At 65.5% G+C, this 22,141-nt stretch carries 22 protein-coding genes; 16 read left to right on the top strand and 6 right to left on the bottom strand.

Annotated features, from left to right (window positions below; translation table 11 throughout):
• Nucleotides 1-17 precede the first annotated feature (17 nt).
• From lysA to GGR44_RS12770, 3 genes are read left to right on the top strand one after another with little or no spacing between them, the layout of a single operon-like run.
• Nucleotides 18-1,289, top strand: coding sequence for a diaminopimelate decarboxylase (gene lysA / locus GGR44_RS12780; protein WP_183955980.1), 1,272 nt, complete (start codon nt 18-20; stop codon nt 1,287-1,289).
• Nucleotides 1,289-2,047 carry a precorrin-2 dehydrogenase/sirohydrochlorin ferrochelatase family protein gene (locus GGR44_RS12775; protein ID WP_183955979.1) on the top strand — a complete coding sequence of 253 codons (759 nt, stop codon included), beginning with the start codon at nt 1,289-1,291 and terminating at the stop codon, nt 2,045-2,047. The genes lysA and GGR44_RS12775 overlap by 1 nt, the downstream gene beginning before the upstream one ends.
• Nucleotides 2,044-2,997 carry a zinc transporter ZntB gene (locus GGR44_RS12770; RefSeq protein ID WP_183955978.1) on the top strand — a complete coding sequence of 318 codons (954 nt, stop codon included), beginning with the start codon at nt 2,044-2,046 and terminating at the stop codon, nt 2,995-2,997. The genes GGR44_RS12775 and GGR44_RS12770 overlap by 4 nt, the downstream gene beginning before the upstream one ends.
• 106 nt (nt 2,998-3,103) lie before the next feature.
• Here GGR44_RS12770 and GGR44_RS12765 read toward each other — a convergent pair whose 3' ends face one another.
• The 4 genes from GGR44_RS12765 to crtY are packed head-to-tail and all read right to left on the bottom strand — an operon-like array spanning nt 3,104 to nt 7,303.
• Nucleotides 3,104-4,060: a phytoene/squalene synthase family protein gene (locus GGR44_RS12765; RefSeq protein ID WP_281374257.1), complete on the bottom strand. Its 957-nt coding sequence runs from the start codon at nt 4,058-4,060 to the stop codon at nt 3,104-3,106.
• 17 nt (nt 4,061-4,077) lie between these two features.
• Nucleotides 4,078-4,659, bottom strand: coding sequence for an LOG family protein (locus tag GGR44_RS12760; RefSeq protein WP_183956112.1), 582 nt, complete (start codon nt 4,657-4,659; stop codon nt 4,078-4,080).
• Nucleotides 4,659-6,146, bottom strand: coding sequence for a phytoene desaturase (locus tag GGR44_RS12755; protein WP_183955977.1), 1,488 nt, complete (start codon nt 6,144-6,146; stop codon nt 4,659-4,661). Before GGR44_RS12755 ends, GGR44_RS12760 begins: the two co-directional genes overlap by 1 nt.
• Nucleotides 6,146-7,303, bottom strand: coding sequence for a lycopene beta-cyclase CrtY (gene crtY / locus GGR44_RS12750; RefSeq protein WP_183955976.1), 1,158 nt, complete (start codon nt 7,301-7,303; stop codon nt 6,146-6,148). The genes GGR44_RS12755 and crtY overlap by 1 nt, the downstream gene beginning before the upstream one ends.
• A gap of 77 nt (nt 7,304-7,380) precedes the next feature.
• Here crtY and GGR44_RS12745 point away from each other — a divergent pair, with 77 nt between their 5' ends.
• From GGR44_RS12745 to dmeF, 3 genes are read left to right on the top strand one after another with little or no spacing between them, the layout of a single operon-like run.
• On the top strand, nt 7,381-7,926 hold the full coding sequence (locus tag GGR44_RS12745; RefSeq protein WP_246344639.1) for a DUF1993 domain-containing protein: 546 nt from the start codon (nt 7,381-7,383) through the stop codon (nt 7,924-7,926).
• 38 nt (nt 7,927-7,964) lie between these two features.
• Entirely contained in the window at nt 7,965-8,237 is a 273-nt protein-coding gene (locus GGR44_RS12740; protein ID WP_183955975.1) for a metal/formaldehyde-sensitive transcriptional repressor, read from the top strand.
• Nucleotides 8,234-9,217: a CDF family Co(II)/Ni(II) efflux transporter DmeF gene (dmeF, locus tag GGR44_RS12735; RefSeq protein ID WP_183955974.1), complete on the top strand. Its 984-nt coding sequence runs from the start codon at nt 8,234-8,236 to the stop codon at nt 9,215-9,217. The genes GGR44_RS12740 and dmeF overlap by 4 nt, the downstream gene beginning before the upstream one ends.
• Nucleotides 9,218-9,237: 20 nt before the next feature.
• On the opposite strand, the gene GGR44_RS12730 is transcribed toward dmeF, so the two are convergent.
• Entirely contained in the window at nt 9,238-11,352 is a 2,115-nt protein-coding gene (locus GGR44_RS12730; RefSeq protein WP_183955973.1) for an AsmA family protein, read from the bottom strand.
• A 161-nt stretch (nt 11,353-11,513) separates the two neighbouring features.
• Between GGR44_RS12730 and rpmI the strand changes: the two genes are divergently transcribed.
• The 8 genes from rpmI to GGR44_RS12690 all read left to right on the top strand — a co-directional run bounded on the left by rpmI (nt 11,514) and on the right by GGR44_RS12690 (nt 18,811).
• Nucleotides 11,514-11,717, top strand: a complete 204-nt coding sequence (gene rpmI / locus GGR44_RS12725; RefSeq protein ID WP_183955972.1) for a 50S ribosomal protein L35 — start codon at nt 11,514-11,516, stop codon at nt 11,715-11,717.
• Nucleotides 11,718-11,731: 14 nt separating this feature from the next.
• Nucleotides 11,732-12,094, top strand: a complete 363-nt coding sequence (gene rplT, locus GGR44_RS12720; protein WP_167304233.1) for a 50S ribosomal protein L20 — start codon at nt 11,732-11,734, stop codon at nt 12,092-12,094.
• A gap of 136 nt (nt 12,095-12,230) precedes the next feature.
• A complete protein-coding gene (locus tag GGR44_RS12715) occupies nt 12,231-12,851 on the top strand; it encodes a LysE family translocator (RefSeq protein WP_183955971.1) in 621 nt (206 codons plus the stop codon).
• A 164-nt stretch (nt 12,852-13,015) separates the two neighbouring features.
• A complete protein-coding gene (locus GGR44_RS12710) occupies nt 13,016-14,029 on the top strand; it encodes a fatty acid desaturase family protein (protein ID WP_246344637.1) in 1,014 nt (337 codons plus the stop codon).
• Nucleotides 14,030-14,113: 84 nt separating this feature from the next.
• Nucleotides 14,114-15,205, top strand: a complete 1,092-nt coding sequence (gene pheS / locus GGR44_RS12705; RefSeq protein ID WP_183955969.1) for a phenylalanine--tRNA ligase subunit alpha — start codon at nt 14,114-14,116, stop codon at nt 15,203-15,205.
• The gene (gene pheT / locus GGR44_RS12700) at nt 15,202-17,619 is read left to right on the top strand and encodes a phenylalanine--tRNA ligase subunit beta (RefSeq protein ID WP_183955968.1); all 2,418 of its coding nucleotides are present in this window, start codon (nt 15,202-15,204) and stop codon (nt 17,617-17,619) included. Before pheS ends, pheT begins: the two co-directional genes overlap by 4 nt.
• 75 nt (nt 17,620-17,694) lie before the next feature.
• Entirely contained in the window at nt 17,695-18,138 is a 444-nt protein-coding gene (locus GGR44_RS12695; protein ID WP_183955967.1) for a DUF6326 family protein, read from the top strand.
• Entirely contained in the window at nt 18,125-18,811 is a 687-nt protein-coding gene (locus tag GGR44_RS12690) for a DUF4386 domain-containing protein (protein WP_183955966.1), read from the top strand. The genes GGR44_RS12695 and GGR44_RS12690 overlap by 14 nt, the downstream gene beginning before the upstream one ends.
• On the opposite strand, the gene GGR44_RS12685 is transcribed toward GGR44_RS12690, so the two are convergent.
• Nucleotides 18,812-19,294, bottom strand: coding sequence for a hypothetical protein (locus tag GGR44_RS12685; RefSeq protein ID WP_183956110.1), 483 nt, complete (start codon nt 19,292-19,294; stop codon nt 18,812-18,814). It abuts the gene before it with no gap.
• 338 nt (nt 19,295-19,632) lie between these two features.
• Here GGR44_RS12685 and GGR44_RS12680 point away from each other — a divergent pair, with 338 nt between their 5' ends.
• Entirely contained in the window at nt 19,633-20,514 is an 882-nt protein-coding gene (locus GGR44_RS12680) for an aldose 1-epimerase family protein (RefSeq protein ID WP_183955965.1), read from the top strand.
• Between the two features lie 43 nt (nt 20,515-20,557).
• Nucleotides 20,558-22,135 (top strand): peptide chain release factor 3, encoded by a 1,578-nt coding sequence (locus GGR44_RS12675; RefSeq protein ID WP_183955964.1) that lies wholly within the window; start codon nt 20,558-20,560, stop codon nt 22,133-22,135.
• The last annotated feature ends 6 nt before the right edge of the window (nt 22,136-22,141 follow it).

Below are 22,141 nucleotides of genomic sequence, written 5' to 3'. Positions count from 1 at the left end.
TTTCAAGGAACGGATCATTGGACCATTTTGACTATGTCGACGGCGCCATGCGGGTGGAGCAGGTGCCGATGGCGGCCATTGCCGAAGCCGTGGGCACGCCTGTTTATGTCTATTCGACCGCGACTCTGACCCGCCATGTCGGCGTGTTCAGCGACGCCCTGTCGGCGCTCGACGACCCGCTGATCGCCTTTGCGGTCAAGGCCAATCCCAATGCCGCCGTGCTCGCCACGCTGGCGAAGCTGGGGCTGGGCGCTGACGTCGTCTCCGGCGGAGAATTGCGGCGCGCGGTGGCTGCGGGCATCCCGGCCAGCCGCATCGTCTTTTCCGGCGTGGGCAAGACGGCCGATGAAATGCGCCTGGCGCTGGAGCTGGGCATTTTCCAGTTCAATCTGGAGAGCGAGCCCGAAGCGGAAATGCTGTCGGAAGTCGCCCTGTCGATGGGGAAGCGCGCGCCAGTCGCCTATCGCATCAACCCCGATGTCGATGCGGGCACCCATGCCAAGATTTCGACCGGCAAGTCGGAAAACAAGTTCGGCATCCCTTATGACCGGGCGCTGGCCAGCTATGCCGCCGCGCGCAACCTGCCGGGTCTCGACGTGCAGGGCGTTGCCGTCCATATCGGCAGCCAGTTGACCGATCTTGCCCCGCTTGAGGCGGCGTTCGTGAAGGTCGGCGCGCTGGTCGCCGCGCTGCGCGCTGCGGGGCACGACATCCGCACCGCTGACCTGGGCGGCGGCCTGGGCGTTCCCTATGACCCCGCTTTGCCTGTGCCGCCCAGCCCGGCCGATTATGGCGCGATGGTGACGCGCGTGACGCAGGGGTGGAATGTGCGCCTGCTGTTCGAACCGGGCCGGGTGATCGTCGGCAATGCCGGCGCGCTGCTGTCGCGCGTCATCCGCGTGAAGCAGGGCGCGCAGGCCCCCTTCGTCATCGTCGACGCGGCGATGAACGATCTGATGCGGCCCAGCCTTTACGACGCATGGCACGATATTCGCGCGGTCAAGCCTTCGGGCCAGCGCGCCGCCGCCAATGTCGTCGGGCCGGTGTGCGAGACGGGCGACACCTTCGCCATGGATCGCGACATGGATGTGGTGGCGGCCGACGATCTGGTCGCCTTCATGACCGCCGGGGCCTATGGCGCGACCATGGCGGGAACCTACAACAGCCGCGCGCTGACCCCTGAAGTGCTGGTGTCGGGCGACAAATGGGCGGTGGTCCGCGCCCGCCCGCCGGTCGAGACGCTGATCGCGGGCGACATCATCCCCGACTGGCTGAAAAGCGTCCGCTGATGCACAGCCTGCCCGTCTTTCTGCGACTGACGGGCAGGGCCGTGATCCTGACCGGCATGGGCGAGGCGGCTGACGCCAAGCGCCGCCTGCTGGAGCGGGCGGGGGCGGTGATCGTGGGCGAGGAAGCGGAGGCCGCCATCGCCATCGTGTCGGACGGGGATGAGGCGACGGCGCAAAGGCTGCGCGCGCGCGGCGTGCTTGTCAACGCGACCGACCGACCGGAACATTGCGACTTCACCCTTCCCGCCATCGTCGATCGCGATCCGGTGCTGATCGCCATCGGCACCGGCGGCGCTTCGGCGGGGCTGGCCAAGGCGCTGCGGCAAAGGCTGGAGGCGATGTTGCCCGCGCGACTGGGCGCGCTGGCCGATGCGCTGGCGCAGGCGCGTGGAGCGATGAAGGCGCGCTGGCCGGGCGCGGCGGACCGGCGTCGCGCCATCGACGCGGCGCTGGCGCCGGGCGGCGTGCTGGACCCGCTGCGTGCTGACGCAGCCGACGCTGTGCCCGGCTGGCTCAGCGCGGATGGCGCCGCCGCCACACAGGGGACGGTGCCGATCCGCCTTTTGTCAGCCGATCCCGACGATCTGACGCTGCGCGCCGCGCGGCTGCTGGGGGAGGCGGACGTGGTTTATCATCACCCCGCCGTCCCGCCCGCCATCTTGCACCGCGCCCGCGCCGACGCCGTGCGGATCATCGCCGACGCCATGCCGGACGCGTCGGGGGAAGGGCTGACGCTCTGGCTGGAGATGGCGGAATGAGCCGCATTTTCGTCTATGATGACGAAGGCGCGCATGAACTGCATCTCGACGCCTATCGCGCCTTGCAGACGCGCCCGGCCTTTGTGTGGATCCATGTCGATGCGGGCGCGGAGGATGCGCGCGCGGTGGTCGAACGCTGTGATGTGCCGGATGCCGCCGCCTCGGCCCTGCTGGCGCAGGAGACGCGGCCCCGCTGTCTGGTGATGGGGGAGGGCGCGCTCATCAACCTGCGCGGGCTGGGCGCTGCGCAGGGGAATGGCGGCGATCCGCTGGTGTCGATCCGGCTATGGGCGGATCATGCGCGGGTCGTGTCTGTCGGCTATCGCGAACTTGCCATTCTCGACGCGGTGGTGGCCGACATGATGGCGGGGCGGCTGCGCGATCCGGGCGACCTCATCACCGACATGGCGCAGCATATTACCGCCGAACTGGACCCCGACGTCGCGGATCTCGGCGACGATCTGGACGAGATCGAAAGCGACCTTGGCGATCATGCGCCGATTCACGCCCGTCGCCGGGTCTCGCGCATCCGCGCCACCGCCATATCCTATCGCCGCTTCATCGCGCCCCAGCGGCAGGCGCTCGACCTGCTGGCGATGGCCGATGTGCCGTGGGTTCACCCCGATGACCGGCTGCACCTTCAGGAAGCGGCCGATCGCTGCGCGCGCATGGCGGAGGAACTGGAGGCGGTGCGCGAACGATCGGCGCTGGCGCATGAGGAACTGACCGACCTGCGCGCCGAGCGGATCAACCGGCAGGCGCTCATCATATCGGTGGTGGCGCTGGTCTTCCTGCCGCTGACCTTCCTTACCGGCCTGCTCGGCATGAATGTCGAGGGCATTCCCTTCGCCCATGAACGCTGGGCCTTCTGGGGCGTGGTCGCCACCTGTGTCGCCATGGCGATGGGCATAGGCGGCTGGTTCATGGCGACGCAGTGGTTGCGGCGGTAGGGGCGAGCAAGGAACGGCGGCTTTCCAATCGTCATGCTGAACTTGTTTCAGCATCCATGCGCGGCAAGCCTTCGTTCAGATGGGTGGAATGGACGCTGAAACAAGTTCAGGGCGATGAATGGGGCTGGGACAATGCTTCAACCCGCCCGCGCGGCCTTGTCCACAAATCCGGCCTTGGCGTGGCGGCCGGCCAGCGGATGGCGCGGACGGGCACCTGAAGCCCGGCGCGCAGCAGCCAGAGCAGCTTGTCGGATCTGGGCGTGACGATGCGGCTGTCCCATGCCTGCGCGCCGCGTGCGGAGACGGCGCGGGCGATGTCGCCGTAAATGCCTGCCGCCGCCAGCACGGCCCAGGCCGCCCGCGGGGGCAGGGCGCCGGTCCCATGGCGGGCGCTGTCTTCATGCGCGGCGGCCAGCATCGCCAGCCGCTGGCCCAGAACCGCCAGCTTTGGCCGCGCCCATGGCTTCATATGCTCGCCGGGCGGAATATCCGCCTCCACCAGCCATTGGACGGGCAGGTAACAGCGGTCGGCCGCGTCATCCTCCGCCACGTCGCGGGCGATATTGGCGAGCTGAAAGGCAAGGCCGAGGTCGCAGGCGCGGTCCAAAGTCGCCTCGTCCGCCGGATCGACGCCCATCAGCACCGCCATCATGCAGCCGACCGCGCCCGCGACATGATAGCAATAGCGCATCAGATCGTCCTGCGTGCGGGGCCGCCATTCGCGCGCGTCGAGCGCGAAGCCGTCGATCAGGTCATGGGCGAAGCCATGGGGGATGGCGCATTCGCGCATCACCACGGCCAGCCCGTCGAACGCCGGGTCGCCGCTGGGTTCACCCGCCAGCGCCATATCGGTCAGCACACGGATGGTCGACAGCCGCGCCTGCGCGTCTGCGACCGCGTTCATCGCGCCGCCGTGGTCCTGCCCGTCCATGATGTCGTCGCATTCGCGGCACCAGCCATAAAGCAGCCAGGCGCGCTCGCGCGTGACCCGGTCGAACAGTTTCGACGCCATGGCGAAGGATTTCGACCCGCGCGCGATACTGTCGCGGGCGTGGGCGACCAATGCGGGCCGGTCGAAGCTCAGAGGTTGGCCGCCTTCATCGCGAAGATCGTCTCGTGCGGCTGATAGGCGGCCATCGCCTCCAGCAGATCCTCGATGGCGTCGGCGTGGAGCATGATGCCGGCATGTTGCGGCCGGATGAAGCCGACCTGCGTCATGTGCCGGTTGAAGCCGATCAACTGGTCGTAAAAGCCCGCGACATTCAGCAGGCCTACGGGCTTTTTATGATAGCCAAGCTGCGCCCAACTGATCGCTTCCCACAATTCGTCCATCGTTCCGACGCCGCCGGGCAGGGTGACGAAACCGTCCGACAGGTCGGTGAACATCTGCTTGCGCTGGTGCATGGTCTCCACGACGTGAAGCTGCGAACAGCCCTTGTGCGCGACTTCCGCGCCGACCAGCGCCTGCGGGATGACGCCGATCACCTCGCCACCCGCCTCCAGCGCGGCGTCGGCCACCGCGCCCATGAGGCCGAGGCGCCCGCCGCCATAGACGACGCCGATGCCGCGCTGCGCCAATGTGCGGCCGACATGGCGCGCCGCGTCGATATAGGTCAGGTCCGCCGGCGTCGCTGAACCGCAGTAAACCGCCAGTCTCTTCATCACGCCCTGCCCAGATCGTCCAGCATCAGCGCCGCCGTCGCCTTGGCGCTGCCCACCACGCCGGGGATGCCGGCACCGGGATGGGTTCCGGCCCCTACCAGATAGAGATTGGGGATGACATCGTCGCGATTATGGGCGCGGAACCAGGCGCTTTGGGTCAGCAGCGGCTCCAGGCTGAAGGCGCTGCCCTTGTGCGCGGCCAGGTCGCGCTCGAAATCGGGCGGGGCATAATGGAATTGCGTCACAATGCGCGACCGGATGTCGGGGATCAGCCGGTGCTGGATCTCGTCGAGGATGCGTCCGGCATAGAGCGGCCCCACTTGATCCCAGTCGATCGGCAGCTTGCCCATGTGCGGGACCGGGGCAAGCGCGTAGAAGGTCGAATGCCCCTCCGGCGCCATCGACGGGTCGCTGATCGTGGGATGGTGGAGGTAGAGCGAAAAATCCTGCGCCAGCACGCCATGGTCGAATATGTCGGCCAGCAGCCCCTTATAGCGCGGACCGAACAGGATCATGTGGTGGGGAATGCCGGGCCATGTGCCCTTGATGCCGAAATGAAGCACGAACAGGCTGGGCGACCAGTTTTTGTTCGCCAGCTTTTCGCCCTGCTTTTCCCCGCGCGGATGATGGCCCAGCAGGTCGCGATAGCTGTGCATCAGGTCGGCGTTGCTGGCGATGGAGTCCGCCTCCGCCCGCCATCCGCTGGCCGTGCGCACGGCAACGGCGCGGTCGCCATGGGTTTCGATCTCCACCACCTTGTCGCCCAGCCGCATCACGCCGCCCAGCCGCTCGAAATGGGTCGCCATGCCCTGCACCAGCGCATTGGTGCCTCCGCGCGCGAACCACACGCCGCCATCCTTTTCGAGCTTGTGGATCAGGGCGTATATGGCGCTGGTCGCCATCGGATTGCCGCCGACCAGCAGCGTGTGGAAGGACAGCGCCTCGCGCAGCTTTTCGTTGCGCACGAACGAGGAGACCATCGAGTAGACGGATCGCCATGCCTGATATTTGGCCAGCGCGGGCGCGGCCTTTATCATCGAGGCAAAGTCGAGGAAGGCGACCGCGCCGAGCTTGCGATAGCCTTCTTCGAACACGCCCGCCGAATATTCGAGGAAGCGTTCATAGCCCGCGACATCGGCGGGATCGAGCCGGGCGATTTCGGCCCGAAGCCCGGCTTCGTCGTTGGAATAGTCGAAATTGGTGCCGTCAGGCCAGTTGAGCCGGTAAAAGGGCATGACCGGCATCAGGTCGACGTCCTGCGCCATGTCGTGCCCCGACAGGCGCCAGAGTTCGGCCAGGCAGTCGGGATCGGTGACGACGGTCGGCCCGGCGTCGAAGGTGAAGCCGTCGCGGTGCCAGACATAGGCGCGCCCGCCGGGACGGTCGCGCGCTTCGACCAGAGTGGTCTCGATCCCCGCCGATTGCAGACGGATGGCAAGGGCGAGGCCGCCGAAACCGGCGCCGATGACAATGGCTGTCTTCGCCATCAGGCGGAATATCCCAACAAAGCACGCATGGCGGCTCTTATGGGGACGGGCGGCTTGCCGCACAAGATGCGCAAACGGTCAGCTTGCGTCGAGCGCCCGGCATAAAAGCGGCCGATCAGCGGTTCGGGCAGGCGATAGAATCGGTCGAAGATGCGCCAGCGCATGTCCGGCTTGGCGGCCCCGAACAACATCTTGCCCAGCAGGCGGTAATAGCCGCCCCGGCGCCAGTGGTCGGCGGCCCATTGTCGCGAAAAGCGGGCGAGCGCCGGGCCATCCATCGGCCATCGATCCGCCAGCGCACAGGCGAAGCGGACGGCGTCGGGCAGGGAATAGCCGGTCATCGGCTGGAACAGCCCGGCTCGCGCGCCGGCCCGCGCAACCGGATCGGCGGCGGGCCAGAAACGATCAAAATCGCCGCCATAGACAACCGGCAGCACGCCGGTCTCGCCATGGATGACCCGCGCCCCCGCCCAGCCGGCGTGCGCCGCATAATCGGCGATTCGCCGTTCAATGGCCGACACCTCCAGCGTTGGCGCGTCGCTGTAATAGGTGTCCTCAACGAAAATGCGCCGCTCGCCCATCGGCAGCAGGTAGACGAAGCGATAGCCGTCCACCTGTTCGACCGTCGCATCCATGATGACCGGATGGTCGACCCCATGGGGACGGTCGAGTTCGATCACCTGTCCCACGAATTTCTGCCAGCCGCAGCGCAGGGCCGACAGGTCGCCCGCGCCCCGCGCGTCGATCACCGCGGCTGCATCTATGATGCGGCCGTCGGCCAGCATAACGCTGCCCGCCGTTACTCTCTCGGCGGTTGCGGAGGCAAGAATCCGGTCGCCCAGAATGGTGCGCAGGCGCCCATCATATTCGCTGGAAACGATGCTGTTATAGGGGGCGGACAGGTGGCGACGAAGATCGGGGAAGCGCACGTCGTGGCCGCCGGGCCAGCGCGCGCTGACCAACGGATCGACCAGCCAGCGATGATCGGGCGCGATATCCGCGTCGAAGAAGGACCAGACATGATTGCCGCCCAATGTCGGCGCGCCCTCGACCAGCAGGAGCCGGGCGTCGGGGTGTCGCGTCGCGAGGGCCAGGGCGATCAGTCCTCCGGCGAGGCCGCCGCCGACGATGGCGATGTCGCATGTCATGCTGGTCATTCGCCCCTGACTAACGGTTTGGCCGGGCAAAGCCACTGGATAAGGGCGCACCGCCCCATTATCCTCCCGCCATCGAGATGAGCACCGGAGAAGAAATGCCCATGGCCCTGTCGCTTTACACCGTCACCGTCCCCCTTTTTCAGCAGATATTGGGGACCATGCTGCATTTGCTGGACAAGGCGGAGGCGCATTGCGCGCAGACCGGCGTAGCGCCCGAAACCATCATCGAAGCGCGCCTGGCGCCCGACATGCTGCCCTTTTCCTATCAGGTGAAATCAACTGTCGTTCACTCGCTGGGTGCGATAGATGGCGTGAAGGCTGGCATATTCCGGCCCGACGACAGCACCCCGCCCGACAGTTTTCCCGCCCTGCGCGAACGGGTGGAAGGGGCGCTGGCGCAGCTTGCCGCCCTGACGCCCGCTGAAATCGATGCGCTGGAGGGTGGCGACATGCGCTTTGCCTTTGGCGAGGCGCATGTCGATTTTCTGGCTGAAAATTTCCTGCTTTCCTTTTCTTTCCCCAATTTTCTGTTCCACGCCACGACCGCCTACGACATATTGCGCGCGCAGGGCGTGGCGGTCGGCAAGCGCGACTTTCTGGGGCGCTTGGCGAAGAAACGCTAGGTTGAACTGCGTGGCGGCATAGGGTAGGGGACTATCCTATGCACATTGTTGAAGATCGTCAAAAACTGCTCGGCCGGGTCCGCCGCATCGCCGGGCAGGTCCAGGCCGTGGAAAATCAACTTTCGGGCCAGGCCGATTGTTCGCAACTGCTGCAACTCGTTGCGTCGGTGCGGGGGGCTGTCGGCGGGCTGATGGACGAACTGATCGAACAGCATATGCGCGAGCATGTCGCCAGGCCAGGCCTGACCGATGCACAGCGCAGCGCGGCGACGGAAGAGATGCTGGCCATCATCCGTCGTTACGGGAAATGACCATGGCCCACGATCACAGCCATCATCGCCACGATCACGATCACATACCCGCCCCGGATTTGGCCGCCTTTGGCGCTGCCGATGGGGGCGAGGAACATTTTTTCGATCATATCTACCTGACCGCCGGGCATGACCGGAACGCGCGGCGGACTTTGTGGGTCGTCTGGCTGACCGCTCTCACCATGGTGGTGGAGATCGCGGCGGGTTGGTGGACGGGTTCCATGGCGCTGTTGGCCGACGGTTTCCACATGGCGACCCATGCCGGGGCGCTGGCTGTGGCCGCCGCCGCCTATGGCTATGCCCGCCGCCATGCCCGCAGCGCGCGTTTCACCTTCGGCACGGGCAAGGTCGGCGATCTGGCGGGTTTTGCTTCCGCCCTGTTGCTGGCGGTGACGGCGCTTTTTATCGCGATCGAATCGGGCGTGCGCCTGTTCCAGCCGGTGAATGTCGAATTTGGCGAGGCGACTCTTGTGGCGGTGATCGGCCTGGTCATCAATCTGGTCAGCGCCGTGCTGCTGGGCCATGATCACAGTCATGACCATGGGCATGATGACGGCCATGGGCACGCCCACGGCCATGCCGACAATAATCTGCGTGCCGCCTATATCCATGTGCTGACCGATGCGCTGACCTCCGTGCTGGCCATCGTCGCGCTGCTGGCCGGGCGTTACTGGGGCTGGTTGTGGCTGGACCCTGCGGTCGGCCTGCTGGGCGCGGTGGTCATTGCGCGCTGGGCCTGGGGGTTGATGCAGGATACGGTCGGCATATTGCTGGATACCGCCGAACCGGCGCTGCTGGCGCGGGTGCGGGCGACGGTGGAGGGCGAGGGCGCGCGGCTGCGGGATCTCCACATCTGGCGCATCGGTCCCCATGCCCATGCCGTCATCATCAGCCTGGAGCCGGGCGCTGACGGCCCCGCCATCCGTGCGAAGGTGGCGGCGATGCCCCGCATGGCGCACGTCACGGTGGAGTGCGGCTGACGGTTACGCGGTAACCGCGCCTACTCCTTCTTGCTGGTGGTGCCGCGCCCCACATCGTTGCGCGGTTTGCCGCCCTTCGCACGCTGCGCGGCGGCGTTGGCGCCCGCCAGCACCGGGCCGCAGGCCGCGCTCTTTGCGTCGCCAATGTCGACGAAGGCGAGCACGCTGGCCAGAGGGCTGGCCACCGCGCCCAGCGCCACCGCTGCGCCGCCGCGCGCGACCAATTCGGGGCTGATGATGTCATAGCTGGGCGCGGCGAAATGGCCGCCGATGCCCACGGGCGACTGGCCCGAAAACAGGCTGAACTTCTTGCCATCGGCGCGGAAACGCAGGTCGATGCTCTCGTCGCGGAAGGAAAAGCTGCCCCGGCCCAGCATCACATTCTTCTGCGTGTCGATCAGGATCGGGTCGGCCGCCGCGACTCCGTTGCGCACGGTAAAGGCGATCAGGCCGCAATTGATCTGCACCGGCTTCTTCAATTTGCCGGAAAACATTTTGGAGATGAAGGTGCCGACGTCCAGTTCCGACAACTGGATGTTGCGCGCCCACATGCTGCCTGCGGGCAGGATGACGGCAATGCGCCCATTGGCGGCGGCCAGTGAATCATGGACGCTGTTGCCGATGCCGGTCATTTGCACCCGCGCCTTGATCGTACCGGTGGTGCCCGATTCTTCCACGCCCCATCCGGCCAGCAACCGGCCCATGGGCGTGGGCGACAGGCGGATGTCATAGCGGGTGTCGACCGGTTTGACCCGCGCGTCGATGGCGATATCGGAACTGATATGCCCGCCCGCCATGTCGAAGGTCAGCGGCGACAGGGTCAGCAGACTGTGGTCCAGCTTCAGCGCCAGTGCGATGTTGGAGACAGGCACATTGTCAGCGCGCACCGATTTGACCGTATAGCGCACGTCGGCGTCGAAATTGCGGATTGCCTCTATCCGCAGCGGCGCGTCGGGCAACAGCCGTTTCTGGCCGCCGACGGTGGTGATCGCGCCCGCCGCGCCCTGCGCCTCCAGTCTTTCGGGATCATAACCGATGAATGGCCCGGCATCGAGGATGTCGAGCCTCTGTGTCGACAGGTTCGCTTTCAGCAGCGGGCGATTGTCGGGCAGGGATACGGTCATCCGCCCGGCAATGTCGCTGTCGCCAAAGCGCCCCTTGATATGGGTAAAGCGCCATTCCCCGCCGACCTTGGTCAGGGCTGAAGTCACATGATAAGCACGGGTATCGGGCGTGACGATGCCCAGATAGTCGAAGAGAAGGCTGATATTGGGGCCGCTGGCCTTCAGCTTCAGGTCGGCGCCCTCGATCACCGTCGCACCCGGCAGGGTGCCGGTGATGTCCAGTTCGGTCGCGCCAGCTTGTGCCGCGACGGCAAGCTGGTTTCGCCCGCCGGTCACCGTTTCATTGGGCGACAACAGTCCGCCCCGCATCGAAAAGGGCTTGCCGCGCATGGTGCCGGCGCCAGTGAAGCGAATATCGCTGGCAAAGCGGGTGTCCTGCGCCTTCACCGTATCCACGGAGATGTCGGTGGCTATCTGCATCGCGGGATCGCGATAGCGCATGGTCGTGCCTGTTATCAGCGCGCGCTGGATCAAGGGAAGGGTGAGCGGTTCGGCCTTGGCGTCGGGCGCGCCAAACGTCCATGTATTGGAATTGCCGTCCTTTGACCATTCGAGGTCGATTGCCGCCTTTTGCAGATCGAGCGTGCGCACCCGGTAGCGATCCCCGAACATCAGGCTGAGCGGCGCGATCCGCATGTCGATCTGCCCCGCCTGAAAAAAGGCGGGTCGGCTGGCCCAGGGCAGGTTGGCGATGGTCATGTCCTGCGCCAAAAACTTGATGGTAATCGGTGCGAAATAGAGCTGAAAATCGCCCCCCACCCGCACGGGCCGCTCCAGCGAGGCGGACATGATCCGTTCAAAGGGCGTTTTGAGGAATCGCCCTTTGGTGATGAACAGGATCAGCCAGATGGCGAAGAGGATGCCGACGATCCACAGCACTATGCGCGCGGGCAGCGGCAGACGCCTCCAGCGCACGCGCGCCGCGCCGATCCAGGAAGGGGCCGCTTCTATGTTTGTCGCACGCAATGCGGCCGGGGCGACGGGGGCAGGGATGGGTTCTGTATCCGCCATGGGCGCATGAACGCCCCGGACGCCGCTTTGGCTCCGAATCGCCTTGCTTTTATACCCTCATGCGACTAAGCGCCGCCCTTCGCGATATTCGGAAGGACCGCCCGGCTAACCAGGGCTGCCGGGGCTGTCTGTAATCGTCGCGCTGAAACAAGGAGACGAAAATGCCCAAGCTCAAGACCAAGAGCGGTGTGAAGAAGCGCTTCAAATTCACCGCTTCCGGCAAGGTCAAGCACGGCGTCGCTGGCAAGCGTCACCGCCTGATCAGCCACAATGCCAAATATATCCGCCAGAATCGCGGCACCTCCGTGCTGTCGGATTCCGATGTTGCCCATGTGCGCCTGTGGGCGCCCTATGGCCTGAAGTAAGGGAGGTCTGACCAATGGCGCGTGTCAAGCGTGGTACGACCACCAAGGCGAAGCATAAGCGGATTCTGGATCAGGCGAAGGGCTATTATGGCCGTCGCAAGAATACGATCCGTATCGCCCGTCAGGCCGTCGAAAAGGCGGGCCAGTACGCCTATCGCGACCGCAAGGTCAAGAAGCGGTCCTTCCGTGGCCTTTGGATCCAGCGCATCAACGCCGGTGTCCGCGCGGAGGGTCTGACCTATTCGCAGTTCATGCACGGCCTGAAGCTGGCCGGCGTCGAACTGGACCGGAAGGTTCTGGCCGATATCGCGATGCATGAAGGCGAAGCCTTCAGCGCGATCATCGCGCAGGCGAAGGCGGCTCTGCCCGCGGCCTGATCCGCTTCCCCAACCGGGAAGGGTTGAAAAAGAGGCGCCGGGGCAGATGCTCCGGCGCCTCTTTTCGTTTACTGGCCCTTTGGCGTCGGCACGCGCCGGGGCATGGCTGCGCTGGGCAGGAAAAGGACTTGAGGCCATGTCGATGCATCTCTGGTGTCTCTACGTCACCGCCGTGTTCCTGATTTCGGCGACGCCGGGGCCGAACATGCTGCATGTCATGGCGCAATCCATCCATCATGGCCCGCGCAAGGCGATGGCGACCATGGCGGGGTTGATGAGCGCGGTGCTGCTGTGCCTGATCGCGTCGGCATTTGGCCTCGGCGCGGTGCTGGAGGCGTCGCCGCGCCTGTTCGATGTGCTGCGCTATGCCGGTGTCGCCTATCTCATCTGGCTGGGGATCAAGGCCTGGCGCGCGCCGGTGTCCGCCGGGGACATGGACGATGACGGGCCGCACCGTTCGGGCTGGGCGCTCTATGGCGCGGGGCTTCTGACGGGCCTGTCCAATCCCAAGCTGATCATCTTCGCCGCCGCATTATTTCCACAATTCATCGACACCCGTGCCGCATTTGCCCCCCAGTTAAGCATATTGGTGATCAGCTTCGTGGTCATTGAGAGCTTCTGGTATGGCGTCTATGCGCTCGGCGGCCTGCGATTGGCGGGCTGGCTGAAAGGGCAGAGTCGTCAGAAGATGTTCAACCGTCTGACCGGCGCGTTGTTCATCGGCTTTGGCGGGGCGCTGCTGGGCGCGCGCGCCTGATGTCGATCAAGATGTCACGAAGCGAACGCATATAGTGGCGGTCGGCGATGGCCGGTTGGCGGACGAACATGGGAAGCATGATGTATCTGGGTGAAGCGATGCAAAGCGGGACGGCCCCTGTGCCATCGCCCAGGCCCGGAAAAGGGCCTGGCGAGGATATGGCGATGTTGCGTGCCGCCGCCAGGCTGAACAAGGAGTTGGGGCGGCATAACCGGCTGCTTTACTGGACCGATTGTTTCGGTTCGGCGGCGCTGGGCTATGGCGCGCTGGCGCTGACCATCCTTGCCAAGCCGCTCTGGCTGGCGCTGGCGGCGGCGGCCGTGGCGATGCTGGCCTTGTATCGCGCGACCCTGTTCATCCACGAAATCTCGCACATGAAACCCGGCGCAGTCCCCGGTTTTCGCACCGCGTGGAACGCGCTGATCGGCGTGCCGATGATGGTGCCGTCCTTCATGTATGAAGGGGTCCATACGCTGCACCACCAGCGGCAGCGTTATGGCACGGCGGCGGACCCGGAATATCTGCCCCTGTCGCACATGGGGCCGGGGACGCTGGCGGTGTTCATGCTGACCGCGCTGCTCGCACCGCTGGGCTTTCTCATCCGCCTCGTCATCCTTAATCCGCTGAGCCTTTTCATCCCCGGCCTGCGCCGTGTGGTGCGCGAGCGGTTGTCGGCGCTCGCCATCAACCCGCAATTCGTGCGCGCCGCGCCGGACCCGGCCTATGGCCGGTTCTGGCGGCGCTGGGACGTGGCGGCCAGCCTGTTCGCCATCACCCTGCTGGGGCTGGTGATCGCTGGTATCGCGCCGCTGCGCGCCTATGCCATTTATCTGGGCGTCATCGCCGGGGCGATGGCGATCAACCAGGTCCGCACGCTGGTGGCCCATCTGTGGGATAATGAGGGCGAAGAAATGAGCCTGACCGCCCAATATCTGGACAGCGTCAACGTGCCGCCGCCCGGCCTGCTGCCCGGCCTGTGGGCGCCCGTTGGCCTGCGATATCATGCGCTCCACCATTTGCTGCCCGGAATGCCCTATCACGCGCTGGGCGAGGCGCACCGGCGGCTGGTCGCGGCGCTGCCCGCCGGGTCGGCCTATGGCCGGGCGAGCTATCCCGACCTCATGGGCCTCATCCGCCGTCTGGTCATGTCCTCCTTCCGTTCGCGCGCGCGGGGCTGAACCGCCCTTTTCATGCCGCCCTTTTCATGTTCGTCCCGCCCCGCTAAGGCGCGGGGCGACACGTTCACGCATTGCGAAAAGACCATGACCGAAATCAGCGCACTGAAGGCCGGCCTGCTGGCCGATATCGACGCCGCCGCCACGACTGACGCTCTGGAGGCGCTGCGCGTCGGCGCCATCGGCAAGAATGGCGTCGTCACCGGGCTGCTCAAGACGCTTGGCCCGATGTCGGCGGAGGAGCGGCTGGAGAAAGGCCCGCCGATCCAGGACCTGCGCGAGGCCGTGACGGCCGCGCTCGCCGCGCGCAAGGCGGCGCTGGAGGAAGCGGCGCTGACCGCGAAGCTGGCCGCCGAGCGCATCGACATGACCCTGCCCGCCGATATCGGCCCGCAGGGATCGGTCCATCCCGTCAGCCAGGTGATGGACGAGTTGACCGAAATTTTCGCGGACCTGGGCTTCTCGGTCGCCACAGGCCCGGAAATCGAGGACGACTGGCATAATTTCACCGCGCTCAACATTCCCGAGACCCACCCGGCGCGGGCGATGCACGACACTTTCTATTTCCCGCAAAACCCGCCGGGCAAGGCGATGCTGTTGCGGACCCACACCTCGCCGGTGCAGATCCGCACGATGAAGGATCAGGAACCGCCGATCCGCATCATCGCGCCCGGCCGCGTCTATCGCAGCGACAGCGACGCGACGCACACGCCGATGTTCCACCAGATCGAGGGCCTGGTGATCGACAAGGGCATCACGCTCGGCCACCTCAAATGGACGCTGGAAACCTTCCTCAAGGCTTTCTTCGAGCGGGAAGACATCGTTCTGCGCTTGCGCCCCAGTTATTTCCCCTTCACCGAACCGTCGGTCGAGGTCGATGTCGGCTATACCCTGACCAATGGCCAGCGCGTTATCGGCGGCGATGGTGATGCGCCCGGCGGCGGCTGGCTGGAGGTGCTGGGCAGCGGCATGGTCAACCGCCGCGTGATCGAGGCGTGCGGTCTCGACCCCGATGAATGGCAGGGCTTTGCCTTTGGCACCGGCGTCGACCGCCTCGCCATGCTGAAATATGGGATGAACGACTTGCGCGCTTTCTTTGACGGCGACCTGCGCTGGTTGCGCCATTATGGCTTCTCGGCGCTCGATGTGCCGACGCTGAGCGGGGGAGTGGGCGCATGAAGTTCACCCTGAGCTGGCTCAAGACGCACCTTGCCACCGACGCCGACCTGCCGATGATCCTGAAAGCCCTGACCGACATCGGTCTGGAGGTCGAGGGCGTCGAAAATCCCGCCGAAAAGCTCGGCGCGTTCAAGATTGCCAAGGTGTTGAGCGCGGAGCGCCATCCGCAGGCCGACAAGTTGCAGGTGCTGACCGTCGATCATGGCGACGGTAACCCGTTGCAGGTCGTATGCGGCGCGCCCAATGCCCGCGCTGGGCTGGTCGGTGTGTTCGGCGTGGAGGGCGCGGTCGTGCCCGCCAATGGCATGGTGCTGAAAAAGACGGCCATTCGCGGCGTCGAGTCCAACGGCATGATGTGCTCTTTCCGCGAACTGGAACTGGGCGACGAGCATGACGGCATCATCGAACTGGCTGCCCATGCGCCGGTGGGGCAGAATTATGCCGCCTGGGCGGGCCTCGACGATCCTGTGATCGACGTGTCCATCACCCCCAACAGGCAGGATTGCATGGGCGTGCGCGGCATCGCCCGCGATCTGGCGGCCAAGGGGCTGGGGACGCTGAACGCCATTGTCGTGCCGGTGATCGAGGGCGTCGGCCCCGGCCCGGATGTAAGGACGGACGATCCCGAAGGCTGCCCGGCCTTCTTTGCGCGCACCGTCACCGGCGTCACCAACGGTCAGTCGCCCGAATGGATGGCGCGGCGGTTGAAGGCGATCGGACAGAAGCCGATCAGCACGCTCGTCGACATCACCAACTATATCATGATCGATCTGGGCCGTCCGCTGCACGTCTATGACATGGCGATGTTGAAAGGCCCGCTGGTCGCGCGCAAGGGGCGCAGCGGCGAGCAGGTGCTGGCGCTCAACGGCAAGACCTATACCGTCGATCCGACCATGACCGTGATCGCCGATGATGAAGCTGTGCACGATATTGGCGGCATCATGGGCGGCGAACATTCGGGGGCGACGGATGCCACCACGCAGGTGCTGATCGAGTGCGCCTATTTCACGCCCGAACATATCGCCATGACCGGGCAGAAGCTGACGCTGACCAGCGATGCGCGCGGTCGGTTCGAGCGTGGCGTCGACCCCGCTTTCCTCGACGATGGCCTGTCGATCGCCGCCGATCTGGTGATGAAGCTGTGCGGCGGGACGGCGAGCGAGGCGACCCGCGCCGGGCAACCGCCGCTGACGCCCAAGAAGGTTAGCTATGATCCTGCCCGCTGCCTGGGTCTGGCCGGCGTCGACGTGCCCGCCGCCGAGCAGAAGCGCATTCTGCAAAGCCTGGGCTTCACGGTCGAGGGCGATGAGTCGCGGGTCGAATATCAGGACGGGATGCCCGTTTCGATTGCGGGCGACTGGACCGTCACCGTGCCGACATGGCGGCGCGACGTCGATGGCTGGCCCGATCTGGTGGAAGAAGTGGTGCGCATCGTCGGGCTGGACCATGTGCCGTCCACGCCGCTGCCGCGCGAGCCGGGCGTCGCCCGGCCGACCGCCACGCCCGAACAGTTGATGGAGCGCCGCGTGCGCCGCACCGCCGCCGCGCGTGGCCTGTCGGAAGCGATCAACTGGTCGTTCATTTCCGAAAAGGAAGCCGCATCGGTCGGCGGCGGCGCATGGACGCTGGCCAACCCGATTTCGGAGGATCTGAAAGTCATGCGGCCCTCGCTGCTGCCGGGCCTGTTGTCGGCCACGCGCCGCAACATGGATCGCGGCGCGCCGTCCATCCGCCTGTTCGAACTAGGCCGCCGCTATGGCGCGGACAAGGAACGCGCGGCGGTTGGCTTCGTGCTCGCGGGCGAGAAGGCGCCGCGCGGCTGGCAGAGCGGCAAGGCGCAGGGATTTACCGCCTTCGACGCCAAGGCTGAAGTCATCGCCCTGCTCGGTGCGGCGGGCGCGCCGGTCGCCAATCTCCAGAATTTCGGGGAGGCATCGGCCGCCTATCATCCCGGCCAGTCGGGCACGCTGCGTCTGGGGCCGAAAGTGGTTCTGGCCGAATATGGCGTGCTGCATCCCAGCCTGGCCAAGCAATTCGGCCTGACCGGCATGGTCGTCGCTGGCGAGATTTTCCTCGACGCCATTCCGGCCAGGCGCAAGACCGGCTTCATGCGCGCGCCCTATGCCCCGCCCGCCTTGCAGGCGGTGAAGCGCGACTTCGCCTTCATCGTGCCCGAAGCGGTCGAGGCGGACGCGCTGGTGCGGGCGGTGAAGGGTGCGGACAAGAAGGCCATTGTCGAGGCGCGGCTGTTCGACATCTTCACCGGCGCAGGCGTCGAGGAGGGCCACAAGAGCCTGGCCATCGAAGTGACTTTGCAACCTGGCGAAAAGAGTTTCTCCCAGGAAGAGCTGGACGCGATCAGCACGGCGGTGGTGAAGGCTGCGGCAAAGCTGGGCGGAACGCTGCGCGGCTGATCTGCGCGCGGCGGGCTTGCGCCCTCTGACCATGTGTATTAGTGATATAATACGATATGTCAGAGGAGCGTCGCCATGTCCCAAGTCGAGCCTGTCGGAGTTGAACCCTTTCACGCCCCCGCGCCGCTGCGCCTGAGCGCCCTGTGGGCGTCGACCATGTTCTGCTATGTCTATGGCGACTTTTTCGGCATGTTCCGGCCGGGTCGCGTCATGGCGATGAATGAGGGCATCATCGGGCCGCTGGGCCCGGCGACACCCACGATATTGGTTGCCGTCTCCGTGATGATGGCGATCCCGTCGGTGATGATCTTCCTGGCTCTGGTGCTGCCGACGGCGATCAATCGCTGGCTCAATATCCTGCTCGGCTGTCTTTACACCGCGATCATGCTGCTCACCATGTCGGGAGGCGCGCCGCCATTTTACCTGACGCTGGGCGTGATCGAGGTCGCGCTGACCATCGGGATCGTCGTGACGGCGTGGCGCTGGCCATCCAGGGCATCGCTTCATGTCTTCGGCTGATTTGACGCCGGTTTCGGCTGTTCAGGCGCGGCTGGCCGGACTTCTCTATCTGGGCACGATCATCGGCGGCATATTTGCCGAAGTCGGCGTGCGGGGGCGGTTGGTCGTGGATGGCGACGGCGCCGCCACGATGCGCGCCATCGCGGCTCATCCGACGCTGTATCGTGCGGGCGAGGTAGCCGACCTCTTCATGCTGTGCTGTTATATCGCGGTGACGGCGCTGCTCTATGGCCTGTTTCGCAATGGCGGGCGATTGCTGTCGCTGGCTGCCGCCGGATTCAGCCTGACGGGTATTGCGGTGCTGGCCTGCGCCGGCATTTTCCATATGGCCCCGCTGGTGCTGATGGGCAGCAACATGACGGATCGCGCCGCCCTCATCCCGTTGTCGCTGTCGCTACATGGTCAGATTTATGCGATCAGCCTTGTCTTCTTTGGCTTTTATTGCCTGTTGATAGGGGTTCTTGCTATCCGTTCCCGGCAAGTCCCGGCATTGATCGGCGCGCTGATGACTGTAGGCGGGCTTGCCCATCTGCTGTTGCGGGTCACGGCGATGCTGTCGCCGGAGCTTCGCCTGCTGATCCCCGGTCCGGTCGGCTTGTTGCCGCTGATCGGCGAAGCGGCTCTTGCGGGCTGGCTGGTCCTGTTCGGTGTGCGGCACGCAGACCGGGCCTGATCATTTGTCCTTCGCATCGGGCGCTGCCGGCATGATCGGCGCGATCTTGCATCCTTTGGCGCTGGCCATCCCGCGCAGATAGCCGCGCCGGGCGATCCCGGCCGTCACCGCCGCCTGCAACCGGCGTTCGGCGGGGGCCGCGCCGCTGATCTCGCGGACAAGGCCGCGGAACGGGATCAGGGAATTGACCACCGTCTTGCCCACGGCTTCGGCGATCTTGCCCGTGCGATTTTCGTTCGCCTTTTCGCCCACGGTGAAATCGTCGCCCAGAACGGCGTTGAGCTCGCCCAGCGACCGGTTCAGCCCCTTGCAACTGCGGCTGGGCGGCGCGGCATAGGGGTCTTCGGCGGCGGCTGTCAGCACGGCTGGAATCTGATCCTTGTCGAGGCCGATGTCGCGGGCGGGCTGGGTGGCGATGTCGCCCGCCTTTCTAAGGGTGTCGTCCTTCTTCTCCGGCTCCTGTGCCCGCTCCTGCGCGGCCATGGCGGGGGTGGCGAGCAGCAGGGAAAGGGCGAGAGCGCGGGTCAGCATAGGGGCGTTTCCTGATCATGTGGCGGTTGCGATAGTGTAACCATCGGGCGCAGGTCGCGGTTCCCTTCCGGGTTTGAAGCCATGGCATTACCAGCTAGTGACCCGAATCTGAAGTTCGCCACATTGGATGGATAGGTCGGAGCGAACTTCAGATTCAAAAGGGTCACTAGCAACTATATGATTCTAGTGTGGTTTAAGGATTTGAAATTCGCTCCGCGCCTGGCCGCTCAATGTGGCGAATTTCAAATCCACCACACTAGGATTGACGGTGCTCCGGGAGATTGAAAGCCATGTCCGAACCCTTTGTCACTATCGCCGCCGAAGGGCTGACCGCTGCCATCAACCCGCTGGGCGCGGAACTCTGGTCGATACGCGACGGGGCCGGGCGCGAATGGATGACAGATGCCGATCCCCGCTGGTGGACGGGCCATGCGCCTTTGCTTTTCCCCTTTGTCGGCCGGTCGCGCGGCGATGTCTATCGGATCGACGGCGTTGAATATCCCATGGCCCAGCATGGCTTTGCCCGGCGGCGCGACTTCGGCGTTGTGGCGCGGGCGGGCGATGCCGTGACCTTCCGGCTGGAGGCCGACGCGGAGAGTCGGGCCGTCTATCCCTTTGATTTCCGGCTGGACATGGCTTTCGCGGTCGAAGGGCGCGGCCTGCGGATGACCGCCACCATTTCCAACAGGGGCGCGGCGGCGATGCCGTTCAGTTTCGGTTATCACCCTGCTTTCGCCTGGCCGCTGCCCTTTGGGGGGGCGGTGGAGGATCATCGCATCGTCTTTGAACGGGAAGAACCCGCACCGATCCGCCGCGTCGGTGAAGAACCGGGCCTGATCGCGCATGATCGCATATCATCCCCCGTGGCTGGCGACACGCTTGCCCCCATCCACGCCATGTTCGAACGCGACGCGCTGATCTGGGATGAACTGGAGAGCCGCTCGCTGCTCTGGGGCGTGCCGGGGCGGGAGCGGCTGAAGATCGACTTTCCCGACACGCCGTGGCTGGGCCTGTGGCAAAAGCCGGGCGCCCATTATCTGTGCGTCGAACCCTGGGCGGGCATGGCTGATGTGGAGGGGTTCGCAGGCGATGTGTGGTCCAAACAAGGGATCATGCGCCTGGAGCCGGGGGACAGCCGCAGCTTCCGCATGGATGTGACGCTGGTCGATTGACCGGCATCTGGCGCGGGCGGCAAAGCTTGCTATATGCGCGGCCATGACCATCCCATCCCGCCGCACCTTCGCCATTATTTCCCACCCCGACGCAGGCAAGACCACGCTCACTGAAAAGCTGCTGCTGGAAGGCGGCGCGATCCATCTGGCCGGTGAGGTCAAGGCGCGCGGGGCGAACCGGCGCGCCCGGTCCGACTGGATGAAGATCGAGCAGCAGCGCGGCATTTCCGTCACCTCGTCGGTGATGACGTTCGAGCGGACCCGCGATGGCGAGACGATCACCTTCAACCTGCTCGACACCCCGGGGCACGAGGATTTCAGCGAGGACACCTATCGCACGCTGACCGCCGTCGACAGCGCCGTCATGGTGATCGACGCCGCCAAGGGCATCGAGCCGCAGACCCGCAAGCTGTTCGAGGTATGCCGCCTGCGCAACGTGCCGATCATCACTTTCGTCAACAAGGTCGACCGCGAAGGGCGCGAGATTTTCGGCCTGCTGGACGAAGTGGCCGACCAGTTGCAGCTCGACGTATGCCCGATGAGTTGGCCCGTGGGCATGGGCGGCGAGTTTGAGGGGATTTACGACTTCGCCACCAACCGCCTGCGCCAGCCGACCGGCCCGTCACGCGAATTTGAGGGCAAGGAACAGCTTTTCAACGGCCTCGACGACCCGAAACTGGCCGATGTGCTGTCGGCGCAGGGGCTGGAAAGGCTGCGCGAGGAAGCGGAGCTGGCGCAGGGCGGCTATGCCGAATTCGACCTTGGCCGCTACCGCCATGGCGACCTGACTCCGGTCTATTTCGGGTCGGCGCTCAAGCTGTTCGGCGTTACCGAGCTGATCGACGCGCTGTCCGCCCATGCCCCGCCGCCCCGTTCGCAGCCCGCCGAGCCCGCGGCGGTCGAACCCGATCAGAGCGAGGTCACCGGCTTCATCTTCAAGGTTCAGGCGAATATGGACCCGATGCATCGCGACCGCATCGCCTTCATGCGGCTGGTTTCGGGCAAGTTCAAACGCGGCATGAAGCTGACCCCCAGCGGGTCGGGCAAGCCGCTGGCCGTCCATTCGCCGATCCTCTTCTTCGCGCAGGACCGCGAACTGGCGGACGAGGCTTTCCCCGGCGACATCATCGGCATTCCCAATCATGGCGCGCTGCGCGTGGGCGATACGCTCTCCGAAAAGCCGGGCCTGCGCTTCACCGGCCTGCCCAATTTCGCGCCGGAAATATTGCGCCGCGTGCAGTTGAAAGACCCGACCAAGACCAAACAGTTGCGCAAGGCGCTGGACGACCTGTCCGAAGAGGGGGTTATCCAGGTCTTCTACCCCGAAATCGGCAGCAACTGGATCGTCGGCGTCGTTGGCCAGTTGCAGCTTGAAGTGCTGATTTCGCGGCTGGAGGCGGAATATAAGGTCGCGGCGGGGCTGGAGCCTTCGCCCTTCGACACCGCCCGCTGGATCAGCGGGGAAGAAGCCGCAGTCAAGGATCTGGTCGCCTATAATGGCGCGAACATGGCCCGCGACCGCGACGGCAACCTTGTCTTCATGGCGAAAAGCGCGTGGGACATCGGCTATCAGCAGGAACGCCACCCCAAGGTCAAGTTCAGCGCGACCAAGGAACGCTGATCGGCG

It is taken from the genome of Sphingobium fontiphilum (assembly GCF_014196635.1).
GTDB classification, from domain to species: Bacteria; Pseudomonadota; Alphaproteobacteria; order Sphingomonadales; family Sphingomonadaceae; genus Sphingobium; species Sphingobium fontiphilum.
This window is presented reverse-complemented; position numbering and strand designations above follow the sequence as displayed.

Bases quoted from the DNA above. Each gene is read 5' to 3' on its own strand.
- rplT (WP_167304233.1), top strand. From the start codon at position 11,732: ATGGCGCGTGTCAAGCGTGGTACGACCACCAAGGCGAAGCATAAGCGG.
- GGR44_RS12695 (WP_183955967.1), top strand. From the start codon at position 17,695: ATGTCCCAAGTCGAGCCTGTCGGAGTTGAACCCTTTCACGCCCCCGCG.
- GGR44_RS12745 (WP_246344639.1), top strand. From the start codon at position 7,381: ATGAGCACCGGAGAAGAAATGCCCATGGCCCTGTCGCTTTACACCGTC.
- GGR44_RS12760 (WP_183956112.1), bottom strand. From the start codon at position 4,659: ATGAAGAGACTGGCGGTTTACTGCGGTTCAGCGACGCCGGCGGACCTG.
- pheS (WP_183955969.1), top strand. From the start codon at position 14,114: ATGACCGAAATCAGCGCACTGAAGGCCGGCCTGCTGGCCGATATCGAC.
- GGR44_RS12775 (WP_183955979.1), top strand. From the start codon at position 1,289: ATGCACAGCCTGCCCGTCTTTCTGCGACTGACGGGCAGGGCCGTGATC.
- GGR44_RS12740 (WP_183955975.1), top strand. From the start codon at position 7,965: ATGCACATTGTTGAAGATCGTCAAAAACTGCTCGGCCGGGTCCGCCGC.
- pheT (WP_183955968.1), top strand. From the start codon at position 15,202: ATGAAGTTCACCCTGAGCTGGCTCAAGACGCACCTTGCCACCGACGCC.
- crtY (WP_183955976.1), bottom strand. From the start codon at position 7,303: ATGACCAGCATGACATGCGACATCGCCATCGTCGGCGGCGGCCTCGCC.
- GGR44_RS12710 (WP_246344637.1), top strand. From the start codon at position 13,016: ATGTTGCGTGCCGCCGCCAGGCTGAACAAGGAGTTGGGGCGGCATAAC.
- GGR44_RS12675 (WP_183955964.1), top strand. From the start codon at position 20,558: ATGACCATCCCATCCCGCCGCACCTTCGCCATTATTTCCCACCCCGAC.
- rpmI (WP_183955972.1), top strand. From the start codon at position 11,514: ATGCCCAAGCTCAAGACCAAGAGCGGTGTGAAGAAGCGCTTCAAATTC.
- GGR44_RS12755 (WP_183955977.1), bottom strand. From the start codon at position 6,146: ATGGCGAAGACAGCCATTGTCATCGGCGCCGGTTTCGGCGGCCTCGCC.
- GGR44_RS12715 (WP_183955971.1), top strand. From the start codon at position 12,231: ATGTCGATGCATCTCTGGTGTCTCTACGTCACCGCCGTGTTCCTGATT.
- GGR44_RS12680 (WP_183955965.1), top strand. From the start codon at position 19,633: ATGTCCGAACCCTTTGTCACTATCGCCGCCGAAGGGCTGACCGCTGCC.
- GGR44_RS12770 (WP_183955978.1), top strand. From the start codon at position 2,044: ATGAGCCGCATTTTCGTCTATGATGACGAAGGCGCGCATGAACTGCAT.
- GGR44_RS12690 (WP_183955966.1), top strand. From the start codon at position 18,125: ATGTCTTCGGCTGATTTGACGCCGGTTTCGGCTGTTCAGGCGCGGCTG.
- GGR44_RS12730 (WP_183955973.1), bottom strand. From the start codon at position 11,352: ATGGCGGATACAGAACCCATCCCTGCCCCCGTCGCCCCGGCCGCATTG.
- GGR44_RS12685 (WP_183956110.1), bottom strand. From the start codon at position 19,294: ATGGCCGCGCAGGAGCGGGCACAGGAGCCGGAGAAGAAGGACGACACC.
- dmeF (WP_183955974.1), top strand. From the start codon at position 8,234: ATGACCATGGCCCACGATCACAGCCATCATCGCCACGATCACGATCAC.